Here is an 11,985-nt window from a genome sequence, read left to right as displayed (position 1 = left end):
AGCCGGTTGATCAACCGCGGCCTGGGCCGCAAACCTGGAGGAGAAGAAGATGTTCAGCGCCAGATGGCAGATCGACGCCAAGTTCGGACACAAGCAGACCGTTCTCGACCTGTTAAAGAAATGGGAACGCGAGATCGGCTCGCAGGTCGGCCTCGCCGAGCTGGAGTTCCAGATCATGACCGGTTCTATCGGAGCGCGGGAGGCGACGGTCGAGTCCCATCACCAGGTCGAAAGCCTGGCCCAGTTGGAGGCGTTCTTCGCCAAGATCGGCAAGATCGACGCGCATGCCAAATGGGGCAAGGAGATCGAGCCCTATGTCGTGTCGGGCACCAGCCTGTGGAATATTTATCGCATTGTGGAGTAGCGACTCTTCTCCCCGTAAAACGGGGAGAAGGGAAAATAGCCACGCCCGGCACTTCGCAGGCTCAGGGCGTTAGAAGCTCGAAAAGCCAAGCAATTGGCTTTTCGTCCGCTACGCGGACCACTTCTCAACCATGCGCCACCATCACATGCCGCACGGCGGTGTAGTCCTCCAGCGCATAGAGCGACATGTCCTTGCCGTAGCCAGACTGCTTCAACCCGCCATGCGGCATCTCATTCGTGAGCATGAAGTGGGTATTGATCCAGGTGCAGCCATATTGCAGGCGGGCGGCCGTCGCCATGGCGCGCGAGATATCCTTGGTCCATACGGATGACGCCAGGCCGTAGTCGCTGTCATTGGCCCAGTTCACCGCCTCGTCGACCTCCGAAAAACGAGTAACCGAGACGACCGGCCCGAACACTTCGCGGCGCACGATCTCGTCTTCCTGCAGCGCGCCGGCAACGACTGTCGGCTGGTAGTAGAAGCCAGAACCCTCGCCCGGCCTGCCGCCGGTGGTGATCTCGATGTGCTTCAGTTCCGAGGCCCGCTCGACGAAGCTCGACACGCGGTCGCGCTGGCGGCGGGAGATCAGCGGGCCGATCTCGTTTTCTGTGTCGTCGGGACGATTGTACTTGATGGTCGAAACGGCCGTGGAGAGATCGGCGACGAGCTTGTCGTAGATCTTCTTGCCGGCGTAGATGCGGCAGGCGGCGGTGCAGTCCTGACCGGCATTGTAATAGCCGAAGGCGCGCAGGCCGTTGACCACGGCCCCAAGATCGGCGTCATCGAAGACGATGACCGGCGCCTTGCCGCCGAGCTCGAGATGCGTGCGCTTGACCGACTTAGCGGCTGCCTGCAGCACCTTCTTGCCGGTGGCGACGTCGCCGGTGATCGAGATCATGTTGACCTTGGGATGGTTGATCAGCGTGTTGCCGACGCTGTCGCCGCGGCCAAGTACGACATTGACCACGCCTTCGGGCAGGATGTCCGCAAGGATTTTTGCCAGCTTCAGCGCCGTCAGCGGTGTCTGCTCGGACGGCTTGAAGACGACGGTGTTGCCGCCGGCGATCGCCGGCGCCAGCTTCCAGGCCATCATCATCAGCGGGTAGTTCCACGGCGCGATGGAAGCGACGATGCCGATGGCGTCGCGGCGGACCATCGAAGTGTGGCCGGGAATGTATTCGCCAGCGACGACGCCCGGCATCGAACGGACGGCGCCGGCGAAGAAGCGGTAGCAGTCGACGATCGCCGGGAGTTCGTCATTGAGCACGGCGTTGATCGGCTTGCCGCAGTTGAGCGCCTCGAGCGTGGCGAACTCTTGTGCCGCGGCCTCGATGCGGTCGGCGATCTTCAGCAAATAGCCCGAGCGCTGCGCCGGCGTGGTGCGTGACCACGTGACGAACGCTTGTTGGGCGGCAGTGACCGCCGCCTCGATCTGTGCCTGGCTGGCTTCAGGCAGATTGAGAATGGTCGCCCCGGTCTTTGGATTGAGGATCGGCTCCTCGGTCTCGGTGCCCCTCTCGAATTTCGAGCCGATCAGCATCTGGGTGTCCATATAGGTTCTCCCTAAACAGGAGCGAGTAGCGAATAGCGGGTAGCGAGTAGGTTGTGACCGTCGATCTTCCCTATTCGCTGTTCGCTACCCCCTATTCGCTGTTTTTCATTTCCCGCTTCCGGCGATCTGGTCGCCGTCGCGGGTGAGGTAATAGGCGGCAAGGATCGGCACCAGCGTCACCAGCATGACGACCATGGCGACGACATTGGTGACCGGGCGCTGGCGCGGACGGATCAGCTCTTCCAGCATCCAGATCGGCAGGGTCTGCTGCTGGCCGGCGGTGAAGGTGGTGACGATGACCTCGTCGAAAGACAGCGCGAAGGCCAGCATGCCGCCGGCAAGCAGCGCCGTGGCAATGTTGGGCAGCACGACATGGCGAAAAGTCTGAAAACCGTCGGCGCCGAGATCCATCGATGCCTCGATCATCGAGCCTGACGTGCGGCGGAAACGGGCGACGGCGTTGTTGTAGACGACGACAACGCAGAAGGTGGCGTGGCCAAGCACGATCGTCCAGAACGAGAACGGGATGTCGGCAAGCGAAAAGGCCGAGCGCAGCGCGATGCCGGTGATGATGCCGGGCAGCGCGATCGGCAGGATGACCAGCAGCGAGATGGTTTCGCGGCCGAAGAATTTTGTCCGCGACACCGCCGCCGAACAGAGCGTGCCGAGGACGAGCGCGATCGCCGTCGAGATGGCAGCCACCCTGACCGACAGCGACAGCGCCTGCCAGACATCCGGCCGGTTCCAGGTCACAGCGAACCATTGAGTCGTCAGGCCTGGCGGCGGCCAGACAAAACTCTTCTCCTCGGTGGTGAAGGCGTAGACGAAGATCAAGAGGATCGGCAGGTGCAGGAACAACAGGCCGCAGGCGGCGGTTATCTTCAGGCCGAGCGGAGCCGACTGGGAACCATCAGAGCGCATCGAAGGCCCCCATGCGTTTGGCGCCCCAGAGGTAGAACCCCATGATGACGATCGGGACCACGGTGAAGGCGGCAGCGAGCGGGATGTTGCCGGCGGTGCCTTGCTGCGAATAGACCGCCTGGCCGATGAACAGCCGCGAGGTGCCGATGATCTGCGGGATGATGTAGTCGCCAAGCGTCAACGAGAAGGTGAAGATCGAACCGGCGACAATGCCCGGCAACGCCAGCGGGAACAGCACGTTGCGGAAGGTCTGGCCGGGCGAAGCGCCGAGATCGGACGAGGCCTCGACCAAATTGCCAGGCACGCGCTCGAGCGCCGCCTGCACCGGCAGGATCATGAACGGCAGCCAGACATAGACGAAGACGATGAAGGTGCCGGTAAACGACACCGACAACGAATTGCCGCCGACGATCGGCAGCGACAGCCATGCGTCGAGCATCCACAACAGATGCAGCTTGGCGAGCAGCCATGTGAGGATGCCCTCCTTGGCCAGGATCAGCTTCCAGGCGTAGATCTTGACCAGGTAGCTCGACCACAGCGGCAGCATGATGCCGAGGTAGAACAGCGCCTTCCAGCGGCCGCGCGCATAACGCGCCGCGTAGTAGGCGATGGGGAAAGCGATGATGGCCGAGGCCAACGTGACCAGAGCCGCCATCGTCACCGTGCGCAGGATGATGTCTAGGTTGGCGGCCTGGAACAGATCGCCATAGGTCTTGAGCGTGAACTCGCGGTTGATGAGGCCGGAGAATTCGTCGATCGAGAAAAAGCTCTGCGCCAGCAGCGCAAACAGCGAGCCGATATAGACGATGCCGAGCCACAGCACCGGCGGCAGCAGCATGAGCAACAGTAGCACCTTCGGCTTGCGCCAGAAAAGGTCCGACAGCGCGCCGCGCAGACCGCCGCTGCCGGGCAGGATGGCGGGCGCCGTTGCACGCACCATGGTGGCGTCGAGGCTCATGCCGGCTCATCCATCAGATGCAGATGCTCGCGGTTGAAGGTTAGCACGACCGCCTCGCCTTCTGCCGGCAAGGCAGTGCCGGCAGGCACGATGGCGTGCAGCCGCAGCCCGTCGGCGTCGAGTGCCAGCTTTGTCGTGGCGCCGAGATAATTGGTCGAGACGAGGCGGGCGGACACACCTTCGCCACTTGTGACCCCGCTGGCCGCGCGGCCGACGCGAATGGATTCAGGGCGCAGGCTGCCCCAGCGATGCTGACCGGAATAGCGCTGCACGAAATCCGGCGGCAGCACGTTGGAGGAGCCGACGAAATCGGCAACGAAGCGGGTCTTCGGCCGCTGGTAGATATCCTCGGGCGTGCCGACCTGCATGATCTTACCATCGTTGAAGACGGCGACGCGGTCGGCCATCGACAGCGCTTCGCCCTGGTCGTGGGTGACGAAGACGAAGGTGATGCCGAGCGCCTTCTGCAGCGACTTCAGCTCCTCCTGCATGTTCTCGCGCAATTTGAGGTCGAGCGCGCCGAGCGGCTCGTCGAGCAACAGCACCTTTGGCTGGTTGACCAGCGCACGGGCGAGTGCCACGCGCTGGCGCTGGCCGCCGGAAAGCTGGCCGGGGCGGCGGGCGCCATAGCCGGGCAGCCGCACCAGCGACAGCGCCTCTTCCGCCGCCTTGTGCCGCTGAGCCTTGCCGACGCCCTTGACCATCAGCCCGTAGGCGACGTTGTCGAGCACGTTCAGATGCGGGAACAGCGCATAGTCCTGGAACACGGTGTTGACGTTGCGGCGATAGGGGGGCACGCCTTCCGCGCGTTCGCCGAAGATCGAGATCGAGCCCGATGTCGGCTGCTCGAAGCCGGCGATGAGGCGCAGGCACGTCGTCTTGCCGGAACCGGACGGCCCGAGCATGGCGAAGAATTCCCCCGGCGCGATGTCGAGATCGACCGCATCGACAGCGCGCACGCTGCCGAAATGGCGCGAGGCTTTCTGGAAGGAGACGGCGGAGGTCATGGGCTGTCAGTCCGTTGCCGGTTTGATGTGTTGATGTCGCGCGACGTCCTACCTCCCCCTTGTGGGGAGGTCGCGGCGAAGCCGCGGATGGGGGTGCCTCGAAAACGCCGAGCAGCCCCCCGACGCTATGCGTCTACCCTCCCCACGAGGGGGAGGGTAAGGCGCTCACCGCCCGCCGATGACGCCGATATAGTCGGATACCCAGCGGTAGTAGGGCACGCACTGATCGTTCTGGGTGGCGCATTTCGACACCGGCGTCTTCCAGAACTTGATCTTGTCGAAGTTCTCGTAGCCGTTGGTCTTGCAACCCTCGTCGGTCAAAAGCTCATTGCCCTTGCAGGCGGCGGGCACGACGGGCAGCGAACCGAACCAGGCCGAGACGTCGCCCTGCACCTTGGGCGACAGCGAATGTTCAATCCACATATAGGCACAGTTGGGGTTGGCGGCGTCGGCCTCCATCATCGTGGTGTCGGCCCAACCGGTGGCGCCCTCCTCCGGGATGGTGGACGCGACCGGCTTCTTGGCGGCGACCAGCGTGTTGACCTGATACGGCCACGAGCCGGAAGCCACGACGCCTTCGTTCTGGAAATCGTCGACCTGGATGGCGGCGTCGTGCCAATAGCGGCCGACCAGCGTGCGCTGGACGCGCAGCAATTCCAGTGCAGCCTTGTACTGGTCCTCGTTCAGTTCGTAGGGGTCCTTGATGCCGAGTTCCGGCTTGTGGAACATCAGATAGTTGGCGGCATCCGCGATGTGGATCGGCCCGTCATAGGCCTGGACGCGGCCCTTGTTGGACTTGCCGTCAGGCAGCTTCATTTCCTCGAAGACGATGTTCCAGCTCTTGGGAGCCTCCTTGAACACCTCGGTGTTGTACATCAGGACGTTGGGACCCCACTGGTAGGGAACGCCGTAGTGGGCGCCGCCGACGGTGAACCACGGCGCATCCTTGAGGCGCTCGTCGACCGTCTTCCAGCTCGGGATGAGATCGGTGTTGATCGGCTGCACGCGCTTGCCGGCAACGAGGCGCAGCGAGGCATCGCCCGAAGCGGTGACGAGGTCGAAGCCACCCTCATTCATCAGCGAGACCATCTCGTCGGAGGTGTTGGCGGTCTTGACGTTGACCTTGCAGCCGGTCTCCTTCTCGAAGGAGGTCACCCAGTCATAGCCCTTGTCGGTTTCGCCGCGCTCGATATAGCCCGGCCAGGCAACGATGTTGACCTGGCCTTCGCCCTTGCCAAGTTCCTTGACCTGGGCGACGGCCTGACCGGAAAAGGTCAGCGCGACCGTCAGAGCAGTACACGACTTCAGGAATGAATTCATTGTCGATCTCCCATTTAGGCGCCTGACCCTGAAAGCCGGTTCCGGTTTTCGTTAGGGGTCACGCGCGGACTGAAAACTGTCAGTTCGTCCGTGGGCTTGATGCCGCTCTGATGGCGACTTTGGTCCCTGGATCGAAAATGCTTTGAAAATTCCGGTTTCGCAAATTCATTTATCAGAAGGGCGATATCGGTTTTTCCGATAGCTGGGCGGCCGATCTCTCAGGGACGCTGGCGGACCGTCCGTTGCGACTGGGCAAGGCCGATGAAATCGCGCGCGGCCTGCGGCAGACCGGAGCCGCGCCGCCAGACCATGCCGACCTGGACCACCGGCAAGGAGCCGGAAATATCGCGCGATTCGATGCGGTCGCCCTCCAGCGACCATGGCCGGTAGACGAGGTCGGGCAGCAGCGCCACGCCGGCGCCGGTGGCGACCAGACTGCGCACGGCCTCCACGGAACGGGTGCGGAAGGCGACATGCGGCCTGGCGCCGATTGCCGTCAGCAGCTTGCCGGTGTTTTCCTCGATCTCGTCGACGGTCAGCATGATCAGCGTTTCGGAGGCAATGTCGCCAATGCTGATGATGTCGGCGCCGACGAGCGGATGACCGAGCGGCAGCCACAGCCGATAGGCCGAGACTTCGAGGATTTCCGACTGCAACGCGGTGCGGTCGCGCAAATTGGAGGTGACCATGACGGCAACGTCTAGCTTGCCGCCGATCAGGAGGTGTTCGAGATAATCGCCATTGTCTTCGATGGCAGAGACCTCGACGCCGGGATAGGCACGGCGGTAGCGGGCGAGCAGATCCGACAGCACATAACCGGCGACCAGCGAGGTGACGCCGAGCTGCAGCCGGCCGGCCGCCACCATCTGCTCGCCCGAGAAAGAGCGGCGCGCGTCGGAAACGTCGGCGAGGATTTTCGTCGCGTGGCGCAGGAACTGGTGGCCCTTGTGGGTAATGTTGAGGCCACGCGGATGGCGTTCGAACAGTTCGACGCCGAGATCGCTTTCGAGTTCCTTGATCGCTTCGGTGACTGACGATTGCGAGATGGAGAGGTTCTGCGCGGCGCCCGAGACCGTGCCTTGCTCGGCCACGGCGATGAAGAACTGCAGCTGGCGGATGGTGAAAGCCATGGCCCGGACTAAACACCGACGCGGAAGCGAAGGAAAGCCGACGGCAGAGCTTATCCCATGACCGGAGAGCTGGCGCTCAACCGAGCGCCAACTTGATGCGCCGCCGGCATGCGGGGCCATAGCGCAGCGCAAGCATGCCCAATCGCTGGTCTTTGGCTAAAACCCGGCTTCCTCGCCGGCGATGCTAAGCCGCGCGCCGGCCTGCGCAAGGGCGGCAGCCAGGTCGTGCGGCGGCGAGCGGTCGGTGGCGAGTTCGGAAAAGCTGTCGAAGCCGCAGACCTGGACCAGACCAAGACGGCCGAATTTCGAGTGATCGGTGATGACCAGGGACCGCTGGCCGCGCGACAGCACCATGCGGCCGAACTCGGCCTCATCCAGATCAAAATCCATGACGCCCATCACCGCGTCGACGCCCCCGGTGGAAATGATGGCGTGGCTGACCGAGAAGCGACTGACAAAATCGATCGCCGAGGCGCCGAAAGCAGCGCCGGAATCGCTGCGCAGCTCGCCGCCCGCCATATAGACCTTATTGCCGTTGATGGTGGCCAACGTGCGGGCAATGTCCGAGGAATTGGTGACGACCGTCAGGCGCCGGTGGCCGAGCAGTTCACGCGCAAGGAACGAGGTCGTCGTTCCGGTGTCGAGCATGATCGATTCCCCGTCGCGGATGGTGGCAGCGACCATGCGGGCAATGACGCGCTTGGCGTCGGCGTTCTCACGCATGCGCCGCTCGAACGGCGCTTCGCCGATCATCGACGGCAGACCGATGGCGCCATGCATCTTGAGGACAGAGCCATCACCAGTCAGTGGCTTGACGTCGCGGCGCACCGTCTCGAGCGACACACCCAGCCGATCGGCCAGACTGGCGATGGTGACGGTGCCCTCTTCCTGCAGGAGCCGCAGAATCTCGCCGTGTCGTTTGGACTGGGCCATCTGGTTCCCGAACTGATCCTCCTGACCGATTTTAAGGTAATTCAAGTGCTTTTAAAGGAAATACCTTATACTTCGGGCAAAATACCCAAAAAAAGTCACACCTTTTTATTGACAAGCGGGCACCCCTGGCGTGAAATTAAGGGCATCAACAGGCTTCAGATCTGCGACTGGGGGCAGAGACGCAACTCAGTGGTCAGGCCGTTTGGAACGTGCCTGTACAAGGAATTTTCAGATCCGCGGGGGCGGATGCCGGGCTCAAAAACCTGGCCAAGGGGCTCGTCGGTGCGGTGCGGGATACCGATCCTGGCGTCCCGCACCGACGAGATTGTTTACGTTTCTCCCCGCCATCGCTGCGCTGTTCACGGCGCCTTGTCGAAGCCCAGAAAACCAGGGATGATTCCGTGACCGCCGAAGATCGCATCCGCGCCCTGCCCTGCTGGACCGGTGGCATCGAGATCGCACCGCTGCCCGGCGGTCTGAGCAATGCCAATTATGTGGTCACGGACGCGGCCGGTCGACATGTCGTGCGCTTCGGCAAGGACTATCCGTTCCACCATGTCTTTCGCGAGCGCGAGGTGATGACGGCGCGGGCGGCGCATGCCGCCGGTTTCGCGCCAGCCGTCCGCCACGCCGAACCGGGCATCCTGGTCACAGAGTTTCTCGGCGCCAAGACCTATCTCGCCGAGGACGTACGCGCCAATCTCGGCCGCGTCGCGGTCCTGATGCGCGCCTTCCACCGGGAAATGCCCAATCACGTCTCGGGCGCCGGCTTCATGTTCTGGGTGTTCCATGTCATTCGCGACTATGCGCGCACGCTTGAAGAAGGCGGCAGCCGCAAGCGCAGCGACTTGCCGCGCCTGCTGACGCTGGCCGATGAACTGGAGCGCGCGCAGAAACTGCTGCCTATCGTCTTTGGCCACAATGATCTGCTGCCGGCCAACATTCTCGACGACGGCAACAGGCTGTGGCTGATCGACTTCGAATATGCCGGCTTCAACACGGCGATGTTCGACCTCGCAGGCGCCGCCTCCAACGCCGGCATGAGCGACGAGGAATCCTTCGCCTTCCTGACCGCCTACTTCATGAAGGAACCGGACGAAGCGATCCGCCGTTCGCACGCGGCCATGCAATGCGCCTCGCTGCTGCGCGAGGCGATGTGGAGCATGGTGTCCGAGCTCTATCTCGACGCGCCGGGCATCGACTACGTCGCCTACACCGAGGAAAACCTCGTCCGGCTCGACGCGGCACTGAAAAACTACAGAACGAAGTACGGGATACAGAAATCATGACATTGCCGAGCCAGGCCGCCATCGTCGTCATCGGCGGCGGCATCATCGGCTGTTCGACGGCCTATCATCTGGCGCGCGACCACAAGGCTGACGTGGTGCTGCTCGAGCAGGGCAAGCTGACCTCAGGCTCGACCTGGCATGCGGCCGGCCTAGTCGGCCAGCTGCGCTCGTCGGCCTCGATCACCCGCGTGCTGAAATACTCTGTCGACCTCTACAAGGGGCTCGAGGCCGAGACCGGCCTCGCCACCGGCTGGAAGATGACCGGCTGCCTCAGGCTCGCTACCAATGCCGACCGCTGGACCGAGTACAAAAGGCTGGCGACGACGGCGAAAAGCTTCGGCATGGACATGCAATTGCTGTCGCCGGCGGAAGTCAAGGCGATGTGGCCGCTCATGGAAACCGGCGACCTCGCCGGCGCTTCCTGGCTGCCGACCGATGGCCAGGCAAGCCCTTCCGACATCACGCAGTCGCTGGCCAAGGGCGCGCGCATGCATGGCGCCAAACTGTTCGAGGATGTCCGCGTCACCGGCTTCGAGATGAAGGACGGCCGCATCACGGCGGTGAAGACCAACAAGGGCGACATTGCTTGCGACAAGGTGGTCAACTGCGCCGGCCAATGGGCGCGGCAGGTCGGCGCCATGGCCGGCATCAACGTGCCGCTGCAGCCGGTGAAGCACCAGTACATTGTTACCGAGAAGATCGACGGGCTGGCGACCGACGCGCCGACCATCCGCGACCCGGATCGGCGCACCTATTTCAAGGAAGAGGTCGGCGGGCTGGTGATGGGCGGCTATGAGCCGAACCCGCAGGCCTGGACGACCGGAGATGTACCTGATGATTGGGAGTTCCGGCTGTTCGACGACGATTACGACCATTTCGAGCAGCACATGATGCAAGCGATCGCGCGTGTGCCGGCGCTGGAGACCGTCGGCGTCAAGCAGATGATCAATGGGCCGGAGAGTTTTACGCCCGACGGCAATTTCATTCTCGGCACAGCGCCCGAATGCGCCAACATGTTTGTCGGCGCCGGCTTCAACGCCTTCGGCATCGCCTCGGGCGGCGGCGCCGGCTGGGTGCTGGCGCAGTGGGTGGTCGATGGCGAAGCACCGCTCGACCTGTGGGTGGTCGACATCAGGCGCTTTTCCAACCTGCACCGCGACCGTCAGTGGGTCTGCGACCGCACGCTGGAGGCCTATGGCAAGCACTATACGATCGGCTTTCCGCATGAAGAGTACGCCAGTGGGCGGCCGCGCATAGTCTCGCCGCTGTACGAGCGGCTGAAACAGCAGCGCGCCGTGTTCGGCTCGAAGCTTGGCTGGGAGCGGCCGAACTGGTTCGCGCCCGAAGGCGTCGAGCCGCAGGACATCTATTCGATGGGCCGGCAGAACTGGTTTGCGGCGGTCGGCGACGAACACCGGCATGTGCGCGAAAAAGTCGGCATCTTCGATCAATCTTCCTTCGCCAAATACGAGCTGAGCGGCCCCGATGCGCTGAAGGCGCTGGACTGGGTCTGCGCCAACGACGTCAGCAAGCCGGTCGGCCGGCTGACCTACACGCAGCTTCTCAACACGCGCGGCGGCATCGAAGCCGATCTGACCGTGGCGCGGCTGGGCGAAGAGAAGTTCTACATCGTCACCGGCACAGGCTTCCGCACGCATGATTCCTCGTGGATCAGCGACCATATCGGCGAAGGGCTCGATGCCAGGCTTGTCGATGTCACCGAGGATTTCGGCACGCTGTCGCTGATGGGTCCTCGGGCGCGGGACGTGCTTTCGGCCGTGACCGAAGCCGACGTGTCGAACGCCGCATTCCCGTTCGGCCATGTGCGCGAAATTGCCATCGCCGGCCACACAATCCGGGCGCTGCGTGTCACCTATGTCGGCGAACTCGGCTGGGAACTGCATGTGCCGATCGCGGCCACCGGCGAAGTCTTCGACGCGCTGATGGCGGCAGGCAAAAAGCACGACATCCGACCGGTCGGCTATCGGGCCCTGGAATCGCTGCGGCTGGAAAAGGGCTATCGTGCCTGGGGCTCCGACATCACGCCCAACGACACGCCGCAGGAAGCCGGCCTCGGCTGGGCGGTCAAGCTGCGCAAGAACACGGATTTCATCGGACGGCGCGCGCTGGAGAAGACCAGCGGCGCGGCACTGAAGAAACGCTTCGCCGGCTTCACGGTCGACGATTCCGAAATCGTGCTGCTCGGTCGCGAAACCATCCTGCGCAATGGCGATCCGGTCGGTTATCTCAGCAGCGGCGGTTATGGCTACACGCTGGGCAAGACCATTGGCTACGGCTATGTGCGCAACGCTGATGGGGTGAGCGACGATTTTCTCGCCTCGGGCGACTATGAATTGGTGGTCGCGATGGAGAGGACACCGGCCAAGATCCATCTCGAGCCGATGTACGACCCGGCAGCGGAGAGGGTGAAGGCCTAGAGTATCCGTCTTGGTCAAGGCATCTGAGGTGACCATTTGCGGTCGTCCCTGATGAGAGCGTTTGCGAGAATGA

At 63.2% G+C, this 11,985-nt stretch carries 10 protein-coding genes; 3 read left to right on the top strand and 7 right to left on the bottom strand.

The genetic code is table 11. The features are described 5' to 3' along the window. Positions 1-49 precede the first annotated feature (49 nt). Positions 50-364, top strand: coding sequence for a hypothetical protein (locus tag LB558_RS18555; protein WP_027039679.1), 315 nt, complete (start codon positions 50-52; stop codon positions 362-364). Between the two features lie 124 nt (positions 365-488). Here LB558_RS18555 and LB558_RS18550 read toward each other — a convergent pair whose 3' ends face one another. The 7 genes from LB558_RS18550 to LB558_RS18520 all read right to left on the bottom strand — a co-directional run bounded on the left by LB558_RS18550 (position 489) and on the right by LB558_RS18520 (position 8,185). Then, positions 489-1,916, bottom strand: a complete 1,428-nt coding sequence (locus LB558_RS18550; protein ID WP_224698893.1) for a gamma-aminobutyraldehyde dehydrogenase — start codon at positions 1,914-1,916, stop codon at positions 489-491. A gap of 105 nt (positions 1,917-2,021) precedes the next feature. Further along, positions 2,022-2,837, bottom strand: coding sequence for an ABC transporter permease (locus LB558_RS18545; protein ID WP_224698892.1), 816 nt, complete (start codon positions 2,835-2,837; stop codon positions 2,022-2,024). Then, the gene (locus LB558_RS18540; protein WP_224699082.1) at positions 2,827-3,777 is read right to left on the bottom strand and encodes an ABC transporter permease; all 951 of its coding nucleotides are present in this window, start codon (positions 3,775-3,777) and stop codon (positions 2,827-2,829) included. The genes LB558_RS18545 and LB558_RS18540 overlap by 11 nt, the downstream gene beginning before the upstream one ends. A 14-nt stretch (positions 3,778-3,791) precedes the next feature. Continuing rightward, positions 3,792-4,802 (bottom strand): ABC transporter ATP-binding protein, encoded by a 1,011-nt coding sequence (locus tag LB558_RS18535; RefSeq protein WP_224698891.1) that lies wholly within the window; start codon positions 4,800-4,802, stop codon positions 3,792-3,794. A 165-nt stretch (positions 4,803-4,967) separates the two neighbouring features. Then, entirely contained in the window at positions 4,968-6,122 is a 1,155-nt protein-coding gene (locus LB558_RS18530; RefSeq protein ID WP_224698890.1) for an ABC transporter substrate-binding protein, read from the bottom strand. A gap of 218 nt (positions 6,123-6,340) precedes the next feature. Beyond that, positions 6,341-7,252: a LysR substrate-binding domain-containing protein gene (locus LB558_RS18525; protein ID WP_224698889.1), complete on the bottom strand. Its 912-nt coding sequence runs from the start codon at positions 7,250-7,252 to the stop codon at positions 6,341-6,343. 156 nt (positions 7,253-7,408) lie between these two features. Next, on the bottom strand, positions 7,409-8,185 hold the full coding sequence (locus LB558_RS18520; RefSeq protein WP_127408752.1) for a DeoR/GlpR family DNA-binding transcription regulator: 777 nt from the start codon (positions 8,183-8,185) through the stop codon (positions 7,409-7,411). 401 nt (positions 8,186-8,586) lie between these two features. On the opposite strand from LB558_RS18520, the gene LB558_RS18515 reads away from it, so the two are divergent. Continuing rightward, entirely contained in the window at positions 8,587-9,474 is an 888-nt protein-coding gene (locus tag LB558_RS18515; RefSeq protein ID WP_224698888.1) for a phosphotransferase, read from the top strand. Beyond that, the gene (locus LB558_RS18510) at positions 9,471-11,912 is read left to right on the top strand and encodes a GcvT family protein (RefSeq protein WP_224698887.1); all 2,442 of its coding nucleotides are present in this window, start codon (positions 9,471-9,473) and stop codon (positions 11,910-11,912) included. Before LB558_RS18515 ends, LB558_RS18510 begins: the two co-directional genes overlap by 4 nt. Positions 11,913-11,985 lie beyond the last annotated feature (73 nt).

Origin of the sequence: Mesorhizobium sp. CO1-1-8, assembly GCF_020164875.1 — a bacterium.
Lineage (GTDB): Bacteria > Pseudomonadota > Alphaproteobacteria > Rhizobiales > Rhizobiaceae > Mesorhizobium.
This window is presented reverse-complemented; position numbering and strand designations above follow the sequence as displayed.